Raw genomic sequence first — 25,474 nt, 5'->3', positions numbered from 1 at the left:
CTCTAGAAGACGGTTCTGTCTTCTGGAAATTTTGTGACACGCTGAAAGATACTGGCCCCCGCCGCACAAAAGGGGGCCGTGAGTATGATCCAAAGCACGGCGTTATAAATCGCCGAAGTTGAGTACCCACTTGGGACATCCGCGAAGGCGTCAGAGTCCACTCCAGCTTCCGCAAGGCTATCGGACGCCGAGGTAAAAAACGCTTTAAACTGATAGTCTAAAAACAGACCGTAACCCAAAGTCATGAGAAGTTGCAGGCCGGTTGCAATGACCAGCGCCGTGACAAAACTTATCCGCCATTGGCTCAATTTCGCAGGGTCATCAATCCGACGCAGCCACCCGCAGGACAGCCACGCGGTCAGAGGCGACAAGATAAACAAACATAGAGCCGGATAAGCGACGGGCGAAATCATCATAAGGATCGAGGTCTGGCGCGTGTGCCCCACGGCTATATCGACAGCTAAATAAACGAAGCCGAACCCAAATATGATCGGAATGGCGCAGGCCCACATCGCGCCGCGTAACATTTTGGTCTCGCGGCCGGCTTGCATCTTTTTGATGGCTGTCATGAACCCGTCCTGCCTGCATTTGAGCGTCTAATCCAGAACCTTTGCGGGGACCGCAGACCTATCACGACGCAGGAAATGGACTAGCCGCCTTTTTCAGGTCTGCTATAGGTCCGCTTCGTCCCGCTTCCCTTTCGAGTAAAATAATGTCCGAAAATCCTAACGCACCTGAAAAGTATAATGCGGCAGAGGTTGAACCGCGTTGGCAGTCCGTCTGGAAAGCGCGCGATGTGTACCGCGCCCATGATGACAGCGATAAGCCAAAGTTCTACGCGCTGGAAATGTTTCCCTATCCGTCGGGCCGTATTCACATGGGCCATGTGCGCAATTACGCGATGGGCGATGTCGTGGCGCGCTATAAAAAGGCGCAAGGCTTTGAGGTCCTGCATCCAATGGGCTGGGATAGTTTCGGCATGCCTGCGGAAAATGCGGCGATTGCCACAGGCGGTCACCCGAAAGATTGGACCTATAATAATATCGATGAGATGCGCACCCCGATGCAGCGCCTCGGCTTTGCGCTGGATTGGTCCCGCGAATTCGCAACCTCTGACGTCGCCTACTATAAAGAACAACAACGGATCTTCCTGAAGTTCTGGGAAAAAGGTCTGGTCTACCGCAAAACTGCCAAAGTGAACTGGGACCCCGTCGACAATACGGTCCTGGCCAATGAGCAAGTCATCGACGGCAAAGGCTGGCGCAGCGGAGCCGTAGTCGAGCAACGCGACATGGACCAATGGTTCTATAAAATCACAAATTACGCCGAAGATTTATTGAAAGGCTTGGACGGATTAGACCGCTGGCCTGAGAAGGTGCGGACGATGCAAGCCAATTGGATTGGGAAATCCGAAGGCGCGTCAATTTGGTTCGGTTTTGCTGAAAATACTGAAACTTCTTCTCCTAAGAAAGAGTTGTTTGATGAAGCATTAGCGACGGACCAAGATGGCGGAATAGAGGTATTTACTACCCGACCTGACACATTGTTTGGTGCTAGCTTTCTAGCGCTATCTCCAGACCATCCTTATTCTAAGTGGCTAGCAAACAATTTGCCCGAAGCAGAAGCATTTCGCGCGGAATGTGCAAAAATCGGAACATCTGAAGCCGATATTGCTACAGCGCCAAAGCTTGGGTTCGACACAGGCCTTCGTGTTAAACATCCGTTCGTTGAAGGCGCGACTCTACCCGTTTGGATCGCGAATTTCGTGCTCATGGGCTATGGTACAGGCGCGGTCTTTGGCTGCCCTGCACATGATCAACGCGATTTAGATTTTGCGCGGAAATATGATTTGCCTGTGAAGGCTGTTGTCCTGCCCGACGGCGAAGATGCGGCCACTTATGATGTCGGCACCGAAGCCTATACGGGCGAAGGCAAGCTGTTTAACTCAGGCTTCCTTGATGGCTTAAATAAATCCAAAGGCATTAAAGCCGCGATCCACAAAATCACTGAAATGGACTTCGGCGAGAGCGTGACGAATTATCGCCTGCGCGATTGGGGTGTGTCCCGTCAGCGCTATTGGGGTTGCCCAATTCCTGTTATTAAATGCGGGGATTGCGGTTCTGTGCCTGTTCCAGAAGATCAGCTGCCTGTTGAACTGCCTTATGACATTAGTTTCGAGAAACCTGGCAATCCGCTGGACCATCATCCAACATGGAAATCCGAAGGCGTTACCTGCCCCACATGCGGGAAAGCAGCCGAGCGCGAAACCGATACGCTGGATACATTCGGTGATAGCTCTTGGTATTTTGCGGCCTTTGGCGGTTCGCTCTCTGCCGATGGTATGGATTGGGACGCGGCATCAAAATGGCTGCCCGTCGATCAGTATGTCGGCGGCGTCGAACATGCTGTTTTGCATTTGCTCTACGCGCGCTTCTTTACACGCGGATTAATTGATTGCGGATTATTGGACCTCTCCCACAGTCAATTTGGCGGCGAACCTTTTGCGGGATTATTTACGCAGGGCATGGTCACCCATGCGACCTATGCGTTGGCCGATGAAAGCATTGAGAAAGACTCTTGGGTCTTGCCCGAAGACGTTGACGCCAATGATGACGGGACTTTCGTCCATCTTCCAACAGGTCGCCCCGTTATTAAAGGCGACATCATCAAGATGTCCAAGTCCAAGAAGAACGTCGTCGACCCGAATGAAATCATTCAGGGCTATGGCGCAGATGTGGCGCGTTGGTTCGTGCTGTCCGACTCCCCGCCAGAGCGTGATGTGGAGTGGACCGAATCTGGCGTGATTGGCGCGTGGCGGTTTTCCAAGAAAGTTTGGAATGTTGTCTCCGATACAACCTCCGCAGAGGGACCATTGGCCGTTGCATCAGACGCATCGGGTGACGCGTTGGAGCTTCGGAAACTAGCCCATCGGGCGTTGGAAAAACTCACGGCTGGCATTGAAGCGTTCCGTTTCAACACCTCCGTGGCGCAAATCTATGAGCTGACCAATGCGCTGTCCAAATATAAGGGCCAAGATGCGGCCCGTATGGAAGCCCTCGGCATTTTGATCCGGGCGATTGCACCCTTCATGCCGCATCTGGCCGAAGAATGTTGGTCCAAGGTCGGCGGAGAAGACCTTGTCTATCACGCGCCGTGGCCTGTGGTGGATCCGAAAATGCTGGTGGATGACACGATCACCCTGCCTTTGCAGGTCAATGGCAAGCGCCGCAGCGAGTTGAATATCCCAAAAGACATGCCCAAGGACGAGATTGAAAAACTCGCCCTCGCTGATGAAGCGGTACAAAGGTCGATAGGTGACGCAACTGTCAGGAAAATCATCGTTGTACCTGGGCGTATCGTCAATATAGTGGCGAAATGATGCGCACTCTTTTCACCTCTTTAGCGGTTACAACGACCCTCCTCCTCAGCGGATGTGGGTTCACGCCTATGCATGCGACGGGATCTTCGGGAAAAACTTTGCAAGATGTCGTGGTCAACACGAAGAAGGTCACGAATGTGGCCGATAATAATGCTGGGTTCTTGATCACCCAACGCCTTCGGGACCGCATCGGTGTGCCAAGTTCTAGCACCCGTTACACATTGGAAGTGACACCGAAATATCGTCGGGCGCGTCTGGGCCTGACCGATGGTGATGTGGCCTCCCGTTACGATGTCACGGTCCAAGCCCGTTGGAAATTGATCAATAATAAGAACGGGCGGGTGCTCGGCTCAGGTAGTGTCTCTACGGTTTCGACCTTTGGTGCACCTGCGGGTCCCTATGGCGTGATCACGGCCGATAACGTCGGGGTCGAGCAAGCCGCGACGGAAACGGCCGATAAATTGGTGATCGAAATGGCGCGCGCCTTTGCCAAACGCGATAAAAAACGGGCCGAAGAGAAAAAGAAACTAGACGCCGCAGCTCAGCCATAAAGCGCTGTGACGCGCGCACGCCGCGTTGCAAAACCTACTTTTTATGAAAATAAAATCCGATGAAAATTACTGGTGCGCGACAAAATAGGTTCCTCTCTGCTCCGCCTGCGGACATCATTGGTGTTCTGATTTTTGGTCCGGATCGCGGACGCGTTAAATCGCGGGGCGCGGCGTTGTCCCAAACTTTTGTGCCAGATGTGGACCCGACATTTGGGTCGACCTTAATTACCGCAGATGATCTGTCTTCGGACCCCGCTAAACTTGCCGATGAAATGAGCGCGATGAGCCTGCTTGGCGGTGGACGGCTGGTGCGGTTGCGCCTCGACCATGAACGCCAAGCCGCTGCGATTGCCAAATTGATTAAGGGGTTCGATACAGACCCCTCGCGCGCCGAAGCCAAACTTATCATCGAAGCGGGGGACATGACGCCGCGCTCTGCCATTCGGAAAGCCGTCGAAGCCGCCAAACATTTCGCGGCTGTGGCGTGTTACGCCGCCAGCACAAATGATTTGAAAGACCAAATTCGCGAAGGTTTGGACGCGCACGGCATTCGGATCACGCCCGAAGCCCTCGAAAATTGGCTGCCCCTTGTCGAAGGTGACCATGCCCTCGCCGCCGGTGAGATTGAGAAGATGGCGCTCTATAAAGGATATGGCTCTGTTGAAGGCGCGGTTGTGTCCCTCGCCGATATTCAAGCCGTCGCCGCGGGCGGGCAGTCGGCCTCTATTGATACCATCGTCACGGAAGCACTTTCCGGTGAAATTGATGCGATGGACGCCAGTTTCCGCCGGGCTGTCGCGGGCAAAGTCAGCCCCATCGGCATTCTATTCGGCTTGCAACGCCAAATTATGCGCCTGACCGAAGCGGCCATCGCAATGGATTCGGGGCAACCCAAGGGCCAAGCGATGAAAGGTCTGCGGCCGCCCGTCTTTGCCATGCAAGAACGCGTTTTTTCGCGGCAGCTCGACATTTGGGGATTGCGGATGTTGCAACGCAGTTTACTGGAATGCCAAATGGCCGAACGCGCGTCGAAAACAGCTGGCGCCCCCATCGACTCGATTGTATCGCGCCTCTTATTGGCCCTCGCGGGATATGCCGCGAAACGGAGATAGATCATGGAACAAGCTCTCTCTTATTGGACACTGGCACGCGATCAATTCCCGATGCTCCTCAGCCTGATGGGGAACGTGGTTTCCGCGCTCATCATATTTGTTATCGGCATGATTGTCGGGCGCTGGGTCCAACGTCGCGTTCGCGGGACAAAAGTTGGCGGCTCGCATCTCGACGCCACTTTGAAACCCGTCTTGGCGTCGGTTTTCTTCTACATCATTCTGGCGATGACGCTTTACGCTGTCTTGATCAAACTGGGCGTTCCACCCTCTGCGATCATTCCGATTTTTGGCGGCGCAGCCCTAGCGATTGCCTTGGCGCTCAAGGATACCTTGTCAAATATTGCGGCGGGATTGATGCTGCTATTCTTGCGCCCCTTGAAGGTGGGCGAATATGTTGATTTGCCAAATTCGTCTGGGACAATTCAGGAAATTGGGCTTTTCTCAACCAGTCTAACCTCCCCCGAAGGTGTTTATAATTATGTGCCAAACTCCCAAGTATGGAGTGGCCGTATTCAAAATTTCGGGCGGCATACAATCCGTCAGTTCCGTCTGGATATTGGCGTAAGCTATGACACAGACTTGCGCCACGCGCGGGCCGTGATTATCGACACGCTAGCCGCTGCGAAAGATCGCGTCCTTGAAACGGCGCCGACCCCGCCTGAAGCCTTTGTCATTAATTTTGGAGATAGCTCCGTGAATTTCAATTGCCGCGTGTGGCTGCCAGGAGACGCGTGGTTCGCGCGGACCTCTGAATTGCGCATTGAAATTTTTGAAGCTCTCGGCAACGCCAATATCGAAATTCCATTCCCGCAGCGTGTTGTGACAATGAAAAAGGGCGATTAAGGCCCACAATATGCATTTTGAAGCGGATAAAATCTCTTCGGCGACTGCGTATAAATTGCTGTCGTCGACAATATTGCCGCGTCCCATCGCTTTCGTCACCTCGATGAATGCAAGTGGGCAGTTGAACGCGGCCCCGTTTAGTTTCTTCAACGCGATGGGCAGTGCGCCGCCCGTCGTCGTGCTAGGGTTTCAACCCAATGCCGACGGGTCGCAAAAAGATACGCCCAATAATATTATGGAGACGCGAGAATTTGTGGTGAATCTGGTGGACGAACCACTAGCAGCCCAGATGAATATCTGCGCGGCGACTTTACCCGCTGATATTGATGAGGTCGCGCTCGCGAAATTGGAAACAACGCCCTCTCTGGGAGTAAAACCGCCAAGACTGTCGGCCTCACCGGTGAGTCTTGAATGTAAATATTTCTCGGACACGGTGCTGGGCGGAGGCGGTCGCATTATCATTGGCGAGGTCCTGCATTTTCACTTGCGCGATACTATCGTCAGCAGCCTAAACCCGCTCCGCATTGATATAGACGCCCTCGCGCCGATCTCTCGTCTGAACGGTCCGAAATATGGTCGTATTACAGATCAGTTTGAGATTGAACGCCCAAAGTAATTCGCGCTATGACCGGTCAAGAGGTGCAAAGATGACGATAATTAATTCAACCGTGAGAAATTTTGTCGCCCTCGCCTTTTTGGGCGCAAGTTTCGGCTTTGTCGCCTCTGGCTGCTCAAGCGGTAAATCCACAAAACCCGTCAGCGCTGCAAAGTTCAAACAAAACCACGTCGAAAAGGCGCTTCAACCCAATCAAATCGTCGGTAAAAAATATAAAGTCAGGGGCAAAACCTATCGCCCCAAACATGAACCAAAATATGACGAAACGGGCACGGCCTCTTGGTACGGCGCTAAATTTCACGGAAAACCGACCGCGACAGGCGAGCCGTTTAACATGTATGCCCTAACGGCGGCGCATCCGACCTTACCCCTAAATAGCCTGCTCCACGTCACAAATTTGGACAATGGAAAACAGATCATCGTGCGCCTGAATGACCGTGGCCCTTTCACAGATAAACGTATTATCGATCTCTCAAAATCAGCGGCCGATAAATTAGGCATTCAGGGACTGGCGAAAGTGCGAGTTCAATATGCTGGGCCAGCCTAGGGCAACCCTCTTGCAAGCTCGTTTTTCTCATGGGTTTTGGAGTTAGACATCGAAAGAGAAGAAAAGCGCTAATTCTTCAAACGCCGCATCACCTCTTCCAGCTGTGCACCGCTTTTATATTTGATTTTTAGCTCTCCGCTTGGGCCCTTGTGGTTCAGCGAGACTTTTAGACCCAGCAGATCTGAAAGATCACGCTCTAATGCGGTGATGTTCGGGTCCGTTTCACGTGGGACGCTGAGATTTGATACTAGCGGCGCGCCCTCTTTATAACGTTTTACATATTGTTCGGTGGCGCGAACGGACAGGCCTTCGCGGATCACCATATCGGCGGTTTCGGTCGGGTCAGGCATCGTCATGATAGCTTTGGCGTGACCAGGGGTAATACGCCCCAATTCCACCCAGCGCATCACTTGGTTCGGCATCTCCAAAAGTCGGAGCAAATTAGCAATGTGACTGCGCGCTTTGCCAATCGCTTCAGAGACTTCAACTTGCGTTCGGCCAAAATCATCCATGAGCGCACGGTAGGCGCGGGCTTCCTCGATCGGATTCAGATCGGCACGTTGAACATTTTCGACAACGCCGATTTCAAGGACTTCTTGATCGTTCAGGTGACGGATCAAGACGGGCATGGCGTCGAGCCCAGCTTTTAATGAGGCCTGCCAACGCCGTTCGCCCGCCACGATCTGAAAATCAACAGAGGCAGATTCAGATTTTGAACGCGCACTTTCAGGAATGGGTCGCACGAGGATGGGTTGCAACACACCCTTGCGTCGGATGGATTCTGTGAGTTCAGCCAAATCCTTTTCATTGAACATTTTGCGTGGCTGATCGGGGTTGCGATCAAGGCGCGAAATAGCGATGAATTGGACGTTGCGAGAGCTGGTATCGGGCGTGTCGGTGATTTTATTGGCAGTTGAAGATGAGGCTTTAGACTCTTCGGCGGAGGCTGTGTCAGGGGCTTCGACAGGCACGGAAACATCTGCCATCAATGCGGATAAACCTCGACCCAAACCGCGCGCACTTGCTTTTTTCGCAGTTGATTTTTTTGAGGGTGTCTTATCGTCTGACATAAGGTTAACCTATTGTTTTATCTGCGGTTTCTATGCTTTTTAATCAATTCATCGGCCAAATCCAAATAGGCTTTCGCCCCCTTGGAGGCTGGCGCATATGTAATGACAGGCTGGCCGAAACTTGGAGCTTCGGCAATGCGGACATTGCGCGGAATGATCGTTTCAAATACGGCGCGCCCCAGATGCTTACGAACATCTTCTGCCACCTGCGCCGACAGACGGTTCCGTCGATCATACATTGTCAGCATAACCCCATCGATTGCCAACGCCGGATTGATTGAAGACTTCGCCATCTCGACGGTCTGGAGAAGCTGACTCAATCCCTCGAGGGCAAAGAATTCGCATTGCAGGGGCACGATCACAGAGCGAGCGGCTGACAGGGCATTGATTGTCAAAAGGTTCAGTGAAGGTGGGCAATCGATCATCACATAGTCAAATTCGGACGTCGCGGCCTGTAAAGCGTCCCGCAACAAGCGTGTGCGGCCTTCGGCATGGCCAATTTCCATCTCTGCCGCGGATAAATCGACATGACTTGGCACAACGGACAGGTTTGGAACCTCCGTCGCACAAATTGCGGCGTCAATTTCAAGGCCTTCGGTCAAGACATTATATATGGTCGTTGTGCGTTGCGCCCGCGAAATACCTAATCCCGTCGAGGCATTGCCTTGTGGGTCCATATCGATGAGCAAAACACGCAGGTTTTTCGCGGCCAAAGCCGCAGCCAGATTGATAGAGGTCGTGGTTTTTCCCACGCCGCCTTTTTGGTTCACAATGGCGATAATGCGATCAGGATTCATGTGCGTGCGTTCATTAGGTTGAGCCTGTTTTGGCGGTTGGACCTGTTTTGGCACGTAATTCTGTAATGCGGAGAATCGATGCGCTGGGGTCAGTTGCGCTTGTGAAGGCCTCTAGGTTGAAATTCCAGTCCACGCGGGCGTCTTTGACTTCGTTATCCGCAGTTTCTCCCTTTGGAAGGATGAGAATTCCATCAGGTTTCAAATGTGGCGCGGCATAGGCAAATAATTTGGGAAGCGGCGCAAAAGCCCGCGCTGTGATCACATCTGCATTGAGGGGCGCAAGCTCTTCGACCCGTTCGGTATGTACCGTGACCGGCAAGCCAAGTTCACGGGTCACAGTTTTGAGGAAACTCGTCTTCTTACCCACTGATTCTACCAGATGAACCTCGCTTGATCCCCGGGCTTTGGCAAATATACCCAGCGAAAGCCCTGGAAAGCCTCCCCCCGAACCCAGATCGACCAGACGGTCCCACGTCTCTGGCAAATATTGATTTAACTGATAAGAATCAAAGGCATGGCGGTTCCAGAATGCGGCGACTTCCTTGGGCGCGACCAGATTGATCCGCTTGTTCCACTTGCTCAGCAGGCTTTCCCACCGCACGTAATCGGATAATGTTCCACGTGGAACATTGGAATGATCCGCGAAATCTTGCGCTGTCCAGCGGGTATCCACGGAAGGGTGATCTGTTCTCATGCTGCGCGCTGCGCTTTCTTCATATGGGCCAAAACCGCCATCAGAGCGCCCGGTGTCACGCCTTCAATCCGCGCGGCTTGCCCCAAAGTCGCGGGGCGCGCTTCGGTGAGCTTTAGCCGGACCTCGGTTTTCAACCCGCCGATCTTTGAATAATCCAACGAATCTGGAATTCTCAAACCTTCATCGCGTTGGAAGGCGGCGATGTCCTTGGCTTGGCGCTCCAAATATCCTGCGTAGGTGGCATCCGTGGTCAGAAACTCCACAGTCTCCGCGTCGAAATCCGCAAGTTCGGGCCAGACCAATATAAGGTCCGCCATATCAATATTGGGGTAAGCCAATAAATCCATGACAGAGCGATGCACACCATCTTGGTTGATCTTAATCCCCGCCTTAGACAATGTTGACGGCGTGTCGGATAATGTCGACGCGAGGGCTTTGGAATTGTTAAATTTCGCAATTTTTTCAACAGTGTAGTCGGCGCGCGCTTTGCCCACTAAGCCAATGTCTGTTCCCATTGCTGTTAAACGCTGATCTGCATTATCGGCGCGTAATAACAGGCGATATTCCGCCCGGGATGTGAACATGCGATAGGGCTCTGTCACGCCTTTGGTGATCAAATCATCGATCATCACGCCAATATAGGCTTGGCTGCGATCCAAAATGAAAGGATCGCGTCCCTGCACGGCCAGCGCCGCATTCGCACCCGCCATCAAACCTTGCGCGGCCGCTTCTTCATATCCGGTCGTCCCGTTGATTTGACCTGCGAGGAATAGCCCCCGCTGAGCTTTGACTTCCAAAGTTGCGCGCAGCTCACGCGGGTCAACATAGTCATATTCAATGGCGTAAGCGTAACGCTGAATCTCGACATCTTCCAAGCCACGGATGGTCCGCATGAACGCGTCTTGCACGTCATATGGTAGTGAGGTCGAAATTCCGTTTGGATAAATCGTATTCCCATCTGGATTCCCAGGAAGCCCCTCAGGCTCGAGGAAGATTTGGTGGCGGCTTCGATCCGCGAACCGGACGACCTTGTCCTCTACAGCCGGACAATATCGCGGCCCTTTTCCAGAAATTCCCCCGCCGTAAAGCGCTGATTTACTTATATTATCGCTGATGATGCGATGCGTCGCTTCATTTGTATGGGTAATCGCGCATGTGATCTGCGGGATGGTAATTTGCTTGTTGAGAAATGAAAATGGCACAGGCACGTCATCAGCAGCCTGTTGGTCTAACGCGTCCCAATCAATCGAGCTCTTCGCGATACGGGCTGGCGTACCTGTTTTCAGGCGGCCCATTTTCAGGCCCAACCCATAGAGACGCTCTGACAGCCCTAATGCTGGGGCTTCCCCCCAGCGACCCGCAGGTGTGCGCGTCGTCCCGACATGGATAACACCTTTAAGGAAAGTCCCCGTCGTCAAAACGACTTGCCCAGTGAGGTATTCCACACCCGCTTCGGTACGCACACCAACGACACTGCCAGCGTCGACAATGATATCATCAACCGCACCCGAGATAATGGTTAGGTTTTTCTGCGCTCGCAACGCCGCTTGCATTTCAGTTCGGTATAGATACCGGTCTGATTGAGTTCGCGGCCCGCGAACGGCTGGGCCTTTCGAGCGGTTAAGCATCCGGAACTGAATACCCGACGCATCCGCAACACGACCCATGACGCCATCCAGCGCGTCAACTTCGCGGACCAAATGGCCTTTGCCCAACCCGCCAATCGCTGGATTGCACGACATTTCGCCAATCGTTTCGACCCTATGCGTGAGCAAAAGTGTCGACACACCGACTCGCGCAGAGGCGGCTGCGGCTTCGCAACCTGCGTGACCGCCGCCGATAACAATGACGTCGTATGTGTTGGATGAATTCATAGCGGCGATATAGGTGGGGAAATCGAAACTGTCGACTCTTCCGTTCAGGCCGAGCTGAGCCGAATTATGCCCTGCGCGAAATGTTCCACGTGGAACATTATTTTCTTAACCGGGGAGAGATCGCCTATTTTCCGATGCAGAAACTTGAGAAAATGCGGTCGAAGACCTGCTCCATGTCTGAGCGGCCTGCCAATTCTTCTATGTTTTTCAGTGCGTTACGCAAATCTTCACTGGCGAGCTCTGGATCGGACCCCAGTTTTTGCCGCGCAACATCGACCGCCAATAACGCGGACGAAATGCACTCGACATGACGAATTCGCGTTAGCGCCGCATTTTCTAGCCCAGCATAGCGCTCTAAAATCAATTGCTCCAAAAGATCGAGCAAGGCGGACACGCCCGCCCCCGACAGCGCGTTCCCGACTATTGTCGAAGCGGTGCTCGGCTCAGAACTCGCGCCATCGCCTTCCGTGTTCCTAAATATAATGTCGGCGTCTAAAGCCGGTGCTTGACTTTCGCGCACCACGTGGATGACCAAATGCGCGTCGTCTGCGCGCGCCCTTGCACGCCGTACGCCTTCAGCCTCAATGGCGTCTTCGCTGTCTCGTAATCCTGCGGTGTCTGAAAAGGTTACAGGCAAACCCGCGATGATGGCTTGCGCCTCGACAATATCGCGCGTTGTCCCAGCTTGCGGAGAGGTGATCGCAACATCCCGCCCGATCAACGCATTCAACAGTGTCGATTTCCCCGCATTCGGGACGCCAATAATTGCCACCTGCAAGCCATCTCGCACCGCGCGACCGCGACCTGCCGCCGACAAAGCTTCCGCCATACTGTCATATGCAGCGGTCAGATAGGGATAGGCGGCATGAGAGAGCGCGTCCGGCACATCTTCTTCATCGGCGAAATCAATCTCGCCTTCAATTTGCGCCAACCCATCCAAAATCAAGCCCTGCCAGCCTTCATATATTTCGCGCAAAGCCCCGCCCATATTCGAGAGCGCCTGAACCCGTTGCCCTTCGGTTCGGGCATCGATCAAATCGGCCAGACCTTCCGCCTCGGTCAGGTCCATTTTCCCGTGTTCCACCGCCCGTCGTGTAAATTCACCGGGACGCGCTTGGCGCAGCCCAAGTTCCGTCAAGCGCCCCGCAACAGCTTCCAAAATGGCGACGCTGCCATGCACGTGGATTTCGGCGCAGTCTTCGCCCGTGAAACTTTTCGGTGCGGGAAACCAAAGAATGAGCGGCTTGTCGATCACATCGCCCTGCCCGTCACGGATCGCGCGCAAACTGGCCAGACGCGGCGTTGGCAATTTTCGACCCGTCAAAGCCTTCAACGCCTCTCCCGACATTGGCCCTGATAGGCGCAGAACACTGACACCCGCACGCCCTGGCGCAGAGGACAATGCGAAAATTGTGTCGCCTGAATAAGACGCAGCCTCGGCGTTGGGATTTTCTTGCGAAGGTTGATGGTCTGACATATGGCCGACCTATGATGCACACGACCCTTTTTAAAGCCCCAATTTCTCGCAATCTCGCCGCGGGCTTCACCGCCCTGCTCCTCTCCAGCGGATTATCTGCTTGCGATGCCAGCCTGAGCAACACCGATATCAAACCCGCAAGCGCGCCCTCTTCCGCTCAAACTTTGCCACCCATTCGCAAACTTCTGAGCTGCCTCCCCGAAAATGCAGCGATTATGGCGGCCCACCGCGGAACCGATAAAAATTGGTCGGATCAGGCCGAAAACTCAATCACCGCGCTAAACAAATTAATCGACCACGGTACAATGATGGCTGAAATCGATGTGGCAGGCCTGAAAGACGGTACGTTGATCCTTTTTCACGACGGTGTTTGGGACGAAGTTTCAACGGGCAAAGGCCCTATCGCGGTCTCGCGAAAATCAGATCTCGAAAACATTCTTTTGAAATCTCGCGCAGGCGAATTTACGGCTGACCGACCGCCATTGCTGGCCGATTACTTGGCGGCCGCCAAAGGTAAAACTTATCTCGAAATCGACTTCAAATCTTCCGCTAACCGCAAAGCCACCATCAAGGCAATCCGCGATGCGGGTATGGCCGACCAAGTCCTTCTCATCGCTTATACACCCGAAAGCGCGGCAGAACTCAACGCCCTCGCGCCCGAGATGTTACGCTCCAATCCGCCAGAGGCCACACAGGCCGGCCATGCGGTCTGGCTTGGCTATGATGTCGCCAATGGAAATACAGCTAAAACATTGAAATCAAATGACAATTTTATAATCGGACGCTTGGGTGATCCAAAACGCCAACCGCCCCGCGCCGCAATTATAAATGCCTCAGACATCCTCGTCACAGATTACGCACAACGCGATGAGGGTATTGTGGGATTGAACAGCAAGACACGCTCTGCGTTTGAGGCGTGTTTAAACCAATAAAACCGCTTTAGCACATGAACATCGCTAAGTTAGACCTATGACATAGAGATCGGATCAATTGTCATTTCGGGGGATCAGTCATTTCCAGCGCGTTCCACTGGGGCATACCAATTCGGTTAATGGGGATTTTTCTCATCTTTGTTCCTGGGAAAGCCGCCCAATTCGTGTCCCACGCCGGACCTAGGGTTTGCCAACCATTGAAGCCTGCGAAGAATGCAATCGGGAAAACCGTCAGAGGAGAATCGGCGCCGAACAATTTTTGCATAATGATGGGTGGTGCAGATGTGGTGCCGTCCACAATCGCGAAACCCGTATGGACGGTTAAATCGCAAACATCGATGTATTCACACGGCATAGACCACGTGTAGCGATATTGCCCTTTTGCTGGGTCCCATGGGTTGACTGGCCGCTTATCTGAAAAGCTCAGCACCGACGTTACAGTGTGCGCAACCCCGAAAAGCCGCTTGTAACAATATACCAACCAAGCGTTTGCTGCTGCGTCGCCGACCTGAACACCTACATCGTGAATGCGCCCTTTGTCAGATCCGTCGGCATTCGCTAGACCACTAAAGAATTTATCTTCCGAAATGATGCCTTCGACGACACCATCAGAGAACGCCTCTAACCGCCCAAAGTTCGCGAAAAGCCGCAATTTCTGAATCTCAGCCGCCTTTTGCATCTTTATCAGGTATTTATTTAACTCCCCGGCCATCTCCGCCACGGTGGCATTGATGGGTGCGTTCACCGGCATTCCAGGCACAGTGTCCTTAACAACCGTCCAGGCCACCGTCAGGGAGGCCGCCAAAACCGGACCCGCGCCCGGAATAATGGCAACTATGGAAATAATCGCGCCGAAGATATCCTCAAGGATCGATATGATGTCGGTGGTCTCAATTGGGATGCTCATAAGCTCAGCGGCTTCAGTTAAATCATTTGCAGATAGAATCGCGACGCTGCGATTGACGGCATCCATAATCCCATCGATCCCAAACCACTTATCTGCTTTCGCAAAATAAGTGACTTCGCGCACCAAATGACTTCGAACAACCAGAAACTCTGCCTCTGTAAACCCAAGGTCAGGGCTATATTCCACCGCTGAAATGAGGCCAGAGTCCAGATTAGAGCCCGTCTTAGGCTCTGTTTTCCCCGGTAAGAAAGACACGATATAGTCATAGGCTAGTTTAGAACCACCGGAATAGGAATCCTCTGGCCACACTGCATCGTATTTGGGTGTCGCCATTAAGTCGTTCAGCCAAATCGACAGCTTGTTCTGTACGGAAAACGTGTATTGATCACCATCTACATAGGCGTGGTTCTCCCGCGCCTCTACAACATAAGTTGTGTCATTGTCCGAAGCGGGAATAATCCCGCGCGGCAGAACCCACGGTTTTACAACATATGAGCCATAATAGCTGTTCGACCAAACAAAGCGACGGAAGTTCCAAATCGGATAATTGTACTTTGGCCAAACAAATACGGATTGGTTGCCAATATGAGTAGAAACATCTTTTGCCGCGGTGCCAAGGACCACCGATGAATTGAATGGATATTTCTCGTCGACCATTGGGGCATAAAAAGAGTCATAGCGTCTACTAATCAACTGGGACGACCCAACCGCAACGCTTAGCGTATGATCAATATCCAAAGGCTGATCAATCGACACATTTTTGTCACCGGTTACTTGCGCTACCAGTGCTGCCAAGGAGAAACAATGTTGTGACACAACCCTAGCGCCCGGGGCTAATTCCTCGACAAACTCGCGAGCAGCGCCAAATGTAACCGTATCAAGCAAAAGAACGTCAGAAAATGACGCCGTTTCTGGCAATTTCAACCAAAGTCCAACATCATCGGAATCAACCGCTTTCAACGAGGCCGCCACCTCTGGCATACGTGGTAGGAAAACTGCATATTTCGGCATTTCGCCAGCCTTTACCCTCGAAGTTTTAATCACCACAGGGGAAACTTGGAACGCAAATGAGCCCTCAAAAGCCGCGAGTGCCGTCATCACCACCTCTATGGTCGAAGCCTCCACAACGATTGTAAGGCCAGAGGCATTATGATCGGGCGTGGCGATTTCGTGTAAGATTTTGACGTCAGCACCAAGGCGCTTCTTCATATATTTTCGGACTGCGAATTGTCGTTTATCTGCATTGGACGTCGACTCCATTCCGCAGAAAATAATGAAGTTTTGATCGGTAGATGGTGTTGTCATAGCTAGGTTCCTAGAAATAAAACCCGCCCCGCGCGGATTTAAATATCGCCATATTTCAAGGTGCGCCTATTATCTATAATCCAGCATGTGGGCTTATCCGCCCTTGAAACAAAGGCAGACCAACCCAACGTAAACGTATGCAATAAAGCGCCCCTTTAAAGATACATGTAAAAAACCGTCGTCGTTTTTGCCGTCTGTGTCAAGATTTTCATATCACCGCCGCAATAAATTAAATAGCTGAGCCATTGCATGAGGGACCCCAAGCTCAGCTCTAGTCTCACAAAGCGGGCCTGCCAGATGCCGGATCAATGGCTGGCAGTGAGGAAGATTCGGTTCACCCAGATTATGTCTGCGAAATGTCTTGTGTGGACTGGTACGGCAACACGCGCCCGATTTTTTTTAAACCGACGGGTCTTTGCGTTACTCGGAACGGAGCTATTAGAAGCTCAAATGACAGGGACAAATATGAGAGAGTTGTCACGCATTGATCTGTCGGCGCCCCTCACAGCCCATCCGACAAATTGAGGGGTCCCTAATTCAAGAAGAATTCCACCTCGTGAAAGGTTTAACCGACAGGTTAGAGTTTGCATAGCGGGGGTCATCTGTGACTTCTTCACCAACCCAATCGGGTTTTGCGAAAGTTTGATCTTCTGATCTAAGCTCTATTTCCGCGACCACGAGGCCTCCGTTCTCTCCGAAAAATTCGTCAACTTCCCAGATCAAATTCTCATAGCTGACCTGCCAGCGGGTTTTCTCTATGATCGCCCCCTCACACATATCTAACATCTGTTGGGCATCCGTAGCCGGGATTTCATATTCAAACTCTGCGCGCGATATGCCGACGGTCGGGCCTTTGATCGTCAACCATGCCAAATCGCCCGCTAGCCGAATGCGAACTGTGCTGTCTTTGGAACTGGCTAAGTAGCCTTGGGAGAGGCGCGTGGGTGTGCCGGACTTCCAAGCGTCCCCAGTGACCAAAAATTTCCGCTCAATTTCAACGGCCATGAAGCTTAGGGTCGTCCGCGCGCGCGGCGGGCCCAGAGTTTATCCCAAACCACATCGCCTTTCAGCGCTCCGACGAAAGCTTTATGCGCTTCGGTCTCCGTCGCCGTCGGCGAGATTAAAACCGGTGATGGGCGGCGGCGAGCAGTTGGGAAACCGCTCTCATTTTCCGTCTCTTCGGGCACCTTGTCCAAACCCAGGCTCATGGCGCGACCGCCTGAAAGCTCTAGATAAACCGCCGCCAACAGTTCGGAGTCAATAATCGCGCCATGTTTGTCACGCGCGGATAGGGAAATATCAAACCGCTTACATAAAGCGTCGAGCGTCGCGGGTGACCCCGGAAACTTCGCATGGGCCATCGCCAGCGTATCTTTGAACCGACTTTGGGGCAGGGGATCGCGGCCCGCGCGCTCCAGCTCCGCATTGATAAACCCAATATCGAATTGGGCATTATGCGCGATCATCGTGGCGTCCCCGACGAATTCCAAGAAATCATCCGCGATGTCTTTGAACAAAGGTTTGCCGCGCAGAAATTCTGTGGTCAGGCCCGTGATCTCAACGACTTTGGGCGGGACGTCTCGCAATGGATCGCAATAGGTGTGAAACTGTCGGCCCGTCGGTAAAAGATCGACGATCTCAATACAGCCAATTTCGGTGATGCGGTCATCATCGCGCGCATGAAAGCCCGTGGTTTCCGTATCAAAAACGATTTCGCGAATGCCGTCCATGTTGCGGACTATAACCGGTGACGCCACAAAGGGCAGGGGTTGCCCTCATTTCCTCTGGCTTTAGGTGTGGAGAATCTGGTCCAGAATTTCGGCGACTTGTGTTCGGGCCGCCTCTAATCCCGCGTCCGACCGTACAATATAATCGGCGCGTTTGCGCTTCTCCGCATCGGGCATTTGTTTGGATAAGATCATCTCGAACAAAGCTTCGGTCATTCCTGGTCGTGCCATGACCCGCTCGCGTTGAACCTCTGGCGCGGCGCTGACAACGACCGTCGCATCGACAGATTTATCGCCACCTGTCTCAAATAGAAGCGGAACATCAAAAACGACCGCCTTAGCCCCCGCTTTGGCTGATTGGGTCAAAAACGCCTGACGCATCTCGCCAACCCAGGGATGAATAAAGCTCTCGAGGACTTTCAGATTTAGTGGGTCGGCCCGCATATGATCGCCCAAACGCGTGCGATCCACCGCATCGTCTTTGATCGCATCGGGGAAAACCGCACGGATCAACGGGACAGCGCGCCCACCCTCGGCATACATTTCATGAACGGCGGCATCGGCATCAAAAACAGGGCAACCCAGTTCGGCAAACATCTGCGCCGTAGTCGATTTCCCCATCCCAATGGAGCCTGTTAAGCCGATAATCTTCATCGTTTGCCTGATTTCAGCGCCGCAAATAACATATCGGTGGGATCAATATCTGTCGGCGGTGCGACGCCATAGAAGAGTTTGAAACTTGGCCGCGCCTGCGCAATCAACATCTCCAATCCGCCCAATGTATCCAGTCCTCGGGCCTGCGCCGCTTTCATCAAGGGCGTTACGCGAGGCGTGTAGATGAGGTCGTAGATCAAGGCGCTGTCGCGGCAATCTTCCAGCGACAGGTCTAAAGCTGGCTTTCCGCTCATGCCTGCAGCACTGGCGTTAATGATCAAATCGGCCCGCGCCGCCGCTTCCTGCCGCCGCGACCAGGGCAAAGCATAAAGACTGGGCACATTGACTTGATCGACAAGGCTTTCGGCCTTCGCATCTGTGCGGTTCACAAGGCAAATCTCTGGCACGCCGAGAGAGAGTAAAGCCCCCAACACGGCACGGCTTGCACCGCCTGCGCCAATCACTAAAACCGACCCGCTTTGCAAACGGTCTACGCCAATCTTTGCAATCAGCGGCGCGGCGAAACCTTCCAAATCAGTATTATGGGCAACCAGCTGTCCACGCGATTTATAAAGACAATTGGCAACCCCTAATTTCTGCGCATCTTCCGTCGCAATGTCGGCAGATTCAAAGGCTGCCGTTTTCAAAGGCAAAGTCACATTCACCCCAACAATCGAAGTTTGCTTCAAGCTTCGAAAAGCCGCCACGGCTGTCTTCGGGTCTACCGCAAAAGGCACATAAGCACCGGGCAGGGCAAGGTGTTTCAACCACCAACTATGCAGCAGCGGCGAGAGCGAATGATGGATAGGCCATCCACACACACCCGCAAGTTTCGGTATCGGCCGTTCGGCAGCAGGTTTCACGTCTCATGCCTCATGTCCGCGCGATGCCCCGCGTTCGCAAATAATCCAACACAGGCAAGAGATCGAGCCCCAGAATGGCAAAGAACCCGCCCTCCACTTTTTCAAATAGCTGCGACCCGGGACCTTCGAAACGATAAGCCCCGACAGATTTGGTCAAAGCGTCCCCTTCGGTTTCAATATACCAGTCCAGAAATTCTTCGGAAAACTCGCGCACCCATAATTTCGTGCGGCAGATATGCCGCCACACAGGTGCGCCATTTTCGCAAATCACGACAGCGCCAATCAGCTCATGCTTTTTCCCGCGCATAGACAGCAAACGCGCGCGGGCCTCTGCCATGTCTTTGGGTTTATCAAATAAAGTATCATCCATGACCATGATTTGATCAGCCCCAATCACGAGCCCGGGTTCCTGACGCGACACGCGCATGGCTTTGGCTTCGGCGAGTGCATCAGCAATATCGCGCAACCGCGCACCATCGGCCAACATGGCCTCTTTGATCGCGGCTTCATCAACTGGACGCACGATTACCTCATACGCCAGCCCTGCACCGTCGAGAATTTCACGGCGGATGGCAGAGCCACTGGCCAAAATAAGGCGGCTCATGATCTTATTCCACTCATAGTCTCGTGCCTCTGCGACGTTCTTCAATCGGACGGGCTTTGTTATATAGGTTAATGATTTGTGCGGCTGTTTCTTCAATCGACCGACGCGTCACATCAATGACCTTATACCCCTTGCGCACAAACATGCGTTTGGCATCGCGAACTTCATCCCGCACGCGGTCTTGATCAATATAATCGGTCTGCCCATCTTGCCGTAGCCCCATTAGGCGTTGCTCACGAATTTGCACAATGCGGTCCGGCGAAGCCACCAGCCCGACGATAAAGGGGTCTTTAAAAGTATCCAATATGGCCGGCAAAGGCGCCCCCGGGACCAAGGGGATATTCCCCGCGCGATACCCACGGTTAGCTAGATAAATACAAGTAGGGGTTTTGGACGTTCGAGAGATACCAAGCAATATAATGTCGGCCTCAGCCAACCCCGCAACAGACTGCCCGTCATCATGGGCCATGGCGTAATCCAGCGCATCGATGCGCGAATAATAAGCATCATCCAAAGTCCGCTGCGCCCCGACCTCATCCGTCATGGCAGACCCCAAATACCGTCCTAAGACAGAGAGAGTTGGATCCAAGATCGAGACTGTCGGGATATTACGGGCGCGACAAAAGGCTTCCAATCGGGCGCGGCGTTCAGGATTGACCAGCGTATAAAGCACCACACCTGGCTTAGCCTCGATGGTTTGCAGACATTGGTCCATTTGATCTTCGGAGCGCACCAATGCGTGCAGATGTTCCAACGCCGTGGCTGACCTAAATTGCGCCGTTGAGGCTTTCATCATGGCAACCAAGGTCTCACCCGTGGAGTCAGAGACCAGATGGACATGAAAATACATCGCCATATTGGGATTGCGCGTGGTCATATGGGGCTTTCCTCAACTTTGGCAGGCGCAGCAAAAACGGACATTACAATGAACGCCTCGTTTCGCGCGTTTGCCCCGTCCTGTCCACAGGCAAAGCCGTTTCAGCGCTTTCTCCACACCATAACGGGCATGAATTTCAGTAACCCACAGCCCACATCCACACCCGAGCGCCATAACCGTTAATATTGTGAATAATGTGGATGAAACTTATGCCAAATTTTATCCCAGCATATATCCCCAGCACGAAATCCTCATAAATCCCTGGAAAATACACTTATCCAATCAGCGCAGTGGCGTCCTTCTCCACAGTAGGAAGAAAATCCAATCCAGATTCAGGGCGTGCATATTAATTTCCCCTAACAAAAGGTGAATCCGCCCACATCCCCACAGGCTCTACAACCACTCCTCCTTTAAAAAAATTTTTTAGAGGGAAGGAAGGAAGCTTGGATATGTGTGGGGGAAAGCCTAAGACACGCCTTGTAATCAGGCTTAGCGATCCCTTAATTTCAGGATACGAAGTCACCTTTCAAAGTAAGCCGAACCTATGAAACTGCTCGACGTCCTGAATGGTCAACAGACTGACACCCCACCGATTTGGATGATGCGCCAAGCGGGTCGGCATTTGCCTGAATATCTGGAAGTCCGGTCTACCTGTAAGAATTTCATCGATTTCTGCTTCACACCGGACAAGGCTGCGGAGGTTACACTTCAACCCATTCGCCGTTACGACATGGATGCAGCTATTCTCTTCGCAGATATCCTGCTCATCCCGATCGGATTGGGCCGCAAGGTTGAGTTCATCAAAGGCACTGGCCCTGTTTTGGAACCGATTGATGTGGACGCGATTGCAAAACTGACCGTGAATGGAGCGGCTGATCGGATTAGCTCTATCTATGAGACGGTTAGACGCGTTCGGGCAGGACTAGCCCCCGAAAAGGCGTTAATCGGCTTTGCGGGCGGTCCTTGGACTGTGGCGACCTATATGATCGAGGGAAAAGGCAGCCCGACGAAAGAGATCGCGAAACGTTTCGCCTATGAGAACCCAGAAGCCATGTCTGATTTGCTTGCGGCGCTGGTTGAGAGCACGGCAGAATATTTGATCGGCCAAGCCAAAGCCGGCGCGAATGTGCTCAAGATTTTTGAAAGCTGGGCGGAAGGTCTCGCACCGGACCTGTTTGATCGTCTGGTGATCAATCCAACGCACGATATTATTGAACGGGTCCGCGCAGCAGGCGTGACCGTACCCATCATGGGCTTTCCACGCGGCGCAGGTTTGAACGCTGTTCGTTACGCCCATGAAACGGGCATCACAGGTATTGCCGCGGGCACACAAATGCCAATGGAGGATTACCGCGCGACTCTGCCAGAAGGCATGCCACTCCAAGGGAACCTGGATCCTTTAGCGTTGCGCATTGGTGGGACCACGCTCTACCGCTCTGTCGAAGCCGTTCTGCGCGACGCCGCCGGCGGTCCACATATTTTTAACTTGGGTCATGGCGTCACGCCAGATGTAAAGATTGAGAACGTGCAAGCCGTTGTCGATCATGTGCGCGGTAAAGAACCGAATTACGTTTAGTTGAATGTTTCTCAAATGAGAAAACGCATCTCAAAGAAAAATGAGGTTAGCTTCATAGAGACTTCAGATCTGAATACTGTTTTTTCAATACGCAAACGACCTGATGGTCATTTTCAATTTTATATTGAAACGTTAAATTTTGAAGAGGAAGAAGATGTTTTATACTGGTCTCAAGACACTCTACCTCGCCCGAGTTTATTCGGTTCAGTGGACGACGCAAAAGCAGAAATTTACGCTCAATTCTCTCACTTGATGAACCCAAATTAGTTCTGAACACATAATGATCGTAAATAACGTAATCGAGCCAGAGTTCCGGTTTTGGACAATTGAGTCCATAGAAAAAATCGCAAATGACTTTGATCTACCTAATGAGTCATCGATGCAAGATTGGGCTTTTGAGATTGCAGATCCGAACAGGCTTTCCGAGTTTTTTGAAGCTCTAAAGAGTTATAAATTGGAACCAGATGTTCAATTTACTCTCATGGATATTGTTCTTCAATCTTTGGAGGAAAGTGACATAGACTTTCTCGAAGACCAGATTGCCTTCGCAATCAAAAAATATCTTACGAAAAACTATTCCATTCACGCCTATCAAATTTGGTACTGGTCTGCGTTTGATAATGAACTGGAAGATGCCTTCCGCATTAGTTCATTGATGAGAGCAGTTTGGGATAACATGAATCCTCAAACCCTACCTAAGACCCACCCATCTCCTGAATGAACGCATCGGCGGCTGAGATGGATTGTTCCATTTCCGCAATTAATCGAGCGACGTCGCTTTCGATATCCATGGTTTCAGAACTTAGCGCGGAGATCGCGCGGGCATTTAGGTTATGCTTAAGGTATAAAACGCGGTCTTTGAAAACGGTGAGGACAGGGTCCATTGACGCCGTTGCGGCATCCATTTTTGCGGTCAACGCTTCATATTTTTGTTCTGTCTCGCGCAATTGAGCCTCAGAGGCGCGGCGAAGGTTTTGATCGGAATAGACATTCAGCTCGGACTCCCATTCTTTGAACAAATCACGCGCCACGCGTTTGACGGACGCGACGCGAGAGCGAACCTCTTTGGCTTGGCTATCCGCATTTTTATAGGCTTTGTTCAAATCATCATAGGTTTGTTCAAGCTCTCCGCCGTCAACCGCGACGACTGCGCGAAAAGCTTCCAGCGCGTCCTCGAATTCCTCTTTGGCTTCGGTTTGGGATTTGGACACATCAATGACGCGGTCGACCAGGATATCGCGCTTCTCAATGCCGAATTTCTCTTGGATATTATAAGCCGCTGTCGCGCACCCCGTCAGATAGGTGGGTGCCAAAACCAGCAGGCCCAATGTGACGGCCCATTTGTTCAAATTATGTGTCATGATCGAATTCAACCTGTACTGCCAAAACGTGCTTCGCTGTATTTATAAGCAGATGAATGTGAACTGGCTATGATTTGTCGCAGGGTCGGCCCGACAATCAGGCGTGATCCTGATCTTCCCATTTCGGTTCGATCGGTCTAAGCGCAGGTTATGTTTGATATTCTCTACCCGTGGCTCAAAGCCGTTCATCTTATCGCCGTTATCTTTTGGATGGCGGGACTGCTCTATTTACCGCGCCTGTTTGTCTATCACAGCGTCGCAAAAGTCGGGGGTGAGCTCGAAGCTAAGATGGAAGAGGCAGAGGTCAAACTCCTGCGGACCATTATGAACCCGGCCATGATTGCGGCTTTTGTATTGGGACTGGTCCTGATCGGATATAACGCGAGCGCTGGCGGCGTGGCGCTATGGCTATGGATAAAAGTGGCAATTGCTTTTGGTTTGATCGGCTATCACGGATTTTTGGCGAAAACGCGCAAAGGCTTTTTGGAAGGCGGGCGTCCGAAGTCTGAAAAATTCTTCCGCCGTATCAACGAAGTTCCAGCCTTCGCGACCATTGCGATTGTTATCCTCGCGATTGTGCAGCCGTTTTAGTCAGCCGATTGCAAAGGCTCTGTTTCGCGGTCGCTTAACCACGGGAACGGCAGCTCGGCATAGGGCAGTTCAATCATCCCACGCCGCAATCCACCGCCATTGTAAATGTGATAGGCATCCTGCCTATTATCAATGCGCGCGTTGATCTCTGCGCGGTAATCGGCGGTCAATTGCCCTAGCTCGGCGCGGGTTTGCGCTGGCGGCAGCGCCGCATAGCCATCTAGTGTTTCTGCCAGAATATCGAGCCGAATGCGCAAATGTCCCAATTCATGATGAGACGCATTACAAACCAAATCATCCCATTTGGCTTGGTCCTTCGCGGAGGCGTCCTCATAATTTTTCCAAGCGGGCAAGGTGATCACAAAAGCGGATGTTAACTCAGTCTGGCCCGCCAAAAGTCTGTAATGATCTCGCGATCCAAAAGTGGTGTAAGACAGCAATGTTGGCGACAAGATATTGGCCAGTGTCGCAATATTACCTTCTCGGTCCGGGCTGATCAGGTCGGGATCGATGTCGTAATTTCTTGATTCATCCAAAGGTTTGCGTTTGACGATATCGGATTGCGCCTCGCGAAAGCTGCGCCCCGTCACCTGGTAATATTTCACGACCGGCTCCACCACCCGCAAGGTAACGCCATTCCTACTCTCAAAGCGATAGGTGGGTTGGTTCAAAATATCTTGCGCGCTCACAGCTTTCAGCGGATCGGTCAAAGGTCCACCGTCCTGACGCGGCCCAAGACCTGAAAGAGAACGAGGGGTCTCGAAAATATCAACACCGCAAGGCGCATCATCAATCCAAAGATCATGTTTCGCGATCTGATCAAACCCTTCAATCCGAGGCAAACGCTCTGAATCTGGCACGGCGGTAATTGGCAGGACTGGCGCGTCTATCTGTTTCGGCGGCGGCGGAGCGGATTGATCAGGCTCCTCTACCTCAACAGTAACCCCGGAATCCGAAAGGCCTAGCGCGTCTTGGAGATCCACGACGACATAGGGATTAAACGCGAGGAAGATGAGGCCTGCAAAGCTAACGGACAACAAAAACCCGCGGACAGGTTTCTTTATCAGAACAGAAGTTTTTCGATCAGCTCTATTTTGAAGCATAGAAAGGGCCGTAA

General features: G+C 52.4%; 25 protein-coding genes. 10 read left to right on the top strand and 15 right to left on the bottom strand.

Translation table 11 applies throughout. From position 1 onward, the window contains the following. Positions 1-2: 2 nt before the first annotated feature. Positions 3-569, bottom strand: coding sequence for a hypothetical protein (locus tag IE073_RS08250; protein WP_189584162.1), 567 nt, complete (start codon positions 567-569; stop codon positions 3-5). A gap of 143 nt (positions 570-712) precedes the next feature. Between IE073_RS08250 and leuS the strand changes: the two genes are divergently transcribed. The 6 genes from leuS to IE073_RS14270 are packed head-to-tail and all read left to right on the top strand — an operon-like array spanning position 713 to position 7,048. Then, positions 713-3,379, top strand: coding sequence for a leucine--tRNA ligase (gene leuS, locus IE073_RS08245; protein ID WP_189584159.1), 2,667 nt, complete (start codon positions 713-715; stop codon positions 3,377-3,379). Beyond that, positions 3,376-3,930, top strand: a complete 555-nt coding sequence (lptE, locus tag IE073_RS08240) for an LPS assembly lipoprotein LptE (RefSeq protein WP_189584156.1) — start codon at positions 3,376-3,378, stop codon at positions 3,928-3,930. Before leuS ends, lptE begins: the two co-directional genes overlap by 4 nt. A 59-nt stretch (positions 3,931-3,989) precedes the next feature. After that, positions 3,990-5,042 (top strand): DNA polymerase III subunit delta, encoded by a 1,053-nt coding sequence (gene holA / locus IE073_RS08235; protein WP_189584153.1) that lies wholly within the window; start codon positions 3,990-3,992, stop codon positions 5,040-5,042. A 3-nt stretch (positions 5,043-5,045) separates the two neighbouring features. After that, positions 5,046-5,885, top strand: a complete 840-nt coding sequence (locus IE073_RS08230; protein ID WP_189584151.1) for a mechanosensitive ion channel family protein — start codon at positions 5,046-5,048, stop codon at positions 5,883-5,885. Between the two features lie 10 nt (positions 5,886-5,895). After that, the gene (locus IE073_RS08225) at positions 5,896-6,501 is read left to right on the top strand and encodes a flavin reductase family protein (RefSeq protein ID WP_189584149.1); all 606 of its coding nucleotides are present in this window, start codon (positions 5,896-5,898) and stop codon (positions 6,499-6,501) included. A 31-nt stretch (positions 6,502-6,532) separates the two neighbouring features. Beyond that, positions 6,533-7,048, top strand: a complete 516-nt coding sequence (locus IE073_RS14270) for a septal ring lytic transglycosylase RlpA family protein (protein WP_189584146.1) — start codon at positions 6,533-6,535, stop codon at positions 7,046-7,048. 68 nt (positions 7,049-7,116) lie between these two features. Here the strand turns inward: IE073_RS14270 and IE073_RS08215 are convergent, their stop codons facing one another. The 5 genes from IE073_RS08215 to mnmE all read right to left on the bottom strand — a co-directional run bounded on the left by IE073_RS08215 (position 7,117) and on the right by mnmE (position 12,960). After that, the gene (locus IE073_RS08215; RefSeq protein ID WP_189584144.1) at positions 7,117-8,118 is read right to left on the bottom strand and encodes a ParB/RepB/Spo0J family partition protein; all 1,002 of its coding nucleotides are present in this window, start codon (positions 8,116-8,118) and stop codon (positions 7,117-7,119) included. Between the two features lie 17 nt (positions 8,119-8,135). Further along, positions 8,136-8,915, bottom strand: coding sequence for a ParA family protein (locus IE073_RS08210; RefSeq protein ID WP_189584140.1), 780 nt, complete (start codon positions 8,913-8,915; stop codon positions 8,136-8,138). 13 nt (positions 8,916-8,928) lie between these two features. Then, positions 8,929-9,609 (bottom strand): 16S rRNA (guanine(527)-N(7))-methyltransferase RsmG, encoded by a 681-nt coding sequence (gene rsmG / locus IE073_RS08205; RefSeq protein ID WP_189584137.1) that lies wholly within the window; start codon positions 9,607-9,609, stop codon positions 8,929-8,931. Further along, entirely contained in the window at positions 9,606-11,483 is a 1,878-nt protein-coding gene (mnmG, locus tag IE073_RS08200) for a tRNA uridine-5-carboxymethylaminomethyl(34) synthesis enzyme MnmG (RefSeq protein WP_189584134.1), read from the bottom strand. The genes rsmG and mnmG overlap by 4 nt, the downstream gene beginning before the upstream one ends. A 124-nt stretch (positions 11,484-11,607) precedes the next feature. Further along, positions 11,608-12,960 (bottom strand): tRNA uridine-5-carboxymethylaminomethyl(34) synthesis GTPase MnmE, encoded by a 1,353-nt coding sequence (gene mnmE / locus IE073_RS08195; protein WP_189584131.1) that lies wholly within the window; start codon positions 12,958-12,960, stop codon positions 11,608-11,610. Positions 12,961-12,971: 11 nt separating this feature from the next. On the opposite strand from mnmE, the gene IE073_RS08190 reads away from it, so the two are divergent. Next, entirely contained in the window at positions 12,972-13,892 is a 921-nt protein-coding gene (locus IE073_RS08190) for a glycerophosphodiester phosphodiesterase family protein (RefSeq protein WP_189584128.1), read from the top strand. 61 nt (positions 13,893-13,953) lie between these two features. Here the strand turns inward: IE073_RS08190 and IE073_RS08185 are convergent, their stop codons facing one another. From IE073_RS08185 to IE073_RS08155, 7 genes are all read right to left on the bottom strand, one after another. Beyond that, positions 13,954-16,104, bottom strand: coding sequence for a hypothetical protein (locus IE073_RS08185; protein ID WP_189584124.1), 2,151 nt, complete (start codon positions 16,102-16,104; stop codon positions 13,954-13,956). A gap of 537 nt (positions 16,105-16,641) precedes the next feature. After that, positions 16,642-17,109 (bottom strand): CYTH domain-containing protein, encoded by a 468-nt coding sequence (locus tag IE073_RS08180; RefSeq protein ID WP_189584121.1) that lies wholly within the window; start codon positions 17,107-17,109, stop codon positions 16,642-16,644. Between the two features lie 5 nt (positions 17,110-17,114). Next, on the bottom strand, positions 17,115-17,834 hold the full coding sequence (gene dnaQ / locus IE073_RS08175) for a DNA polymerase III subunit epsilon (RefSeq protein WP_189584118.1): 720 nt from the start codon (positions 17,832-17,834) through the stop codon (positions 17,115-17,117). A 60-nt stretch (positions 17,835-17,894) separates the two neighbouring features. After that, positions 17,895-18,485, bottom strand: a complete 591-nt coding sequence (gene coaE, locus IE073_RS08170; protein WP_189584114.1) for a dephospho-CoA kinase — start codon at positions 18,483-18,485, stop codon at positions 17,895-17,897. Beyond that, complete coding sequence (aroE, locus tag IE073_RS08165; protein WP_189584110.1) at positions 18,482-19,348, bottom strand: shikimate dehydrogenase; 867 nt, start codon at positions 19,346-19,348, stop codon at positions 18,482-18,484. Before aroE ends, coaE begins: the two co-directional genes overlap by 4 nt. A gap of 10 nt (positions 19,349-19,358) precedes the next feature. Beyond that, positions 19,359-19,952 (bottom strand): Maf family protein, encoded by a 594-nt coding sequence (locus IE073_RS08160; protein ID WP_189584107.1) that lies wholly within the window; start codon positions 19,950-19,952, stop codon positions 19,359-19,361. Positions 19,953-19,965: 13 nt separating this feature from the next. Next, positions 19,966-20,829: a pyruvate, water dikinase regulatory protein gene (locus tag IE073_RS08155; RefSeq protein WP_189584104.1), complete on the bottom strand. Its 864-nt coding sequence runs from the start codon at positions 20,827-20,829 to the stop codon at positions 19,966-19,968. 544 nt (positions 20,830-21,373) lie between these two features. On the opposite strand from IE073_RS08155, the gene hemE reads away from it, so the two are divergent. Both hemE and IE073_RS08145 read left to right on the top strand, forming a co-directional pair. Next, on the top strand, positions 21,374-22,405 hold the full coding sequence (gene hemE / locus IE073_RS08150) for a uroporphyrinogen decarboxylase (RefSeq protein WP_189584101.1): 1,032 nt from the start codon (positions 21,374-21,376) through the stop codon (positions 22,403-22,405). Positions 22,406-22,685: 280 nt separating this feature from the next. Then, positions 22,686-23,126 carry a hypothetical protein gene (locus IE073_RS08145; RefSeq protein ID WP_189584097.1) on the top strand — a complete coding sequence of 147 codons (441 nt, stop codon included), beginning with the start codon at positions 22,686-22,688 and terminating at the stop codon, positions 23,124-23,126. Here the strand turns inward: IE073_RS08145 and IE073_RS08140 are convergent. After that, the gene (locus tag IE073_RS08140) at positions 23,101-23,766 is read right to left on the bottom strand and encodes a DUF2959 domain-containing protein (RefSeq protein WP_189584095.1); all 666 of its coding nucleotides are present in this window, start codon (positions 23,764-23,766) and stop codon (positions 23,101-23,103) included. The genes IE073_RS08145 and IE073_RS08140 overlap by 26 nt on opposite strands. A gap of 150 nt (positions 23,767-23,916) precedes the next feature. Between IE073_RS08140 and hemJ the strand changes: the two genes are divergently transcribed. After that, complete coding sequence (gene hemJ / locus IE073_RS08135) at positions 23,917-24,357, top strand: protoporphyrinogen oxidase HemJ (protein WP_189584092.1); 441 nt, start codon at positions 23,917-23,919, stop codon at positions 24,355-24,357. Here the strand turns inward: hemJ and IE073_RS08130 are convergent. Beyond that, positions 24,354-25,460 (bottom strand): DUF922 domain-containing protein, encoded by a 1,107-nt coding sequence (locus IE073_RS08130; protein WP_189584088.1) that lies wholly within the window; start codon positions 25,458-25,460, stop codon positions 24,354-24,356. The two genes, hemJ and IE073_RS08130, sit on opposite strands and share 4 nt — an antisense overlap. Positions 25,461-25,474: the final 14 nt, after the last annotated feature.

The sequence above is a fragment of the Litorimonas cladophorae genome (assembly GCF_014652455.1).
GTDB lineage: Bacteria > Pseudomonadota > Alphaproteobacteria > Caulobacterales > Maricaulaceae > Litorimonas > Litorimonas cladophorae.
The sequence above is the reverse complement of the archived record's forward strand: the minus strand, read 5'-3'. Positions and strand labels throughout refer to the sequence as shown.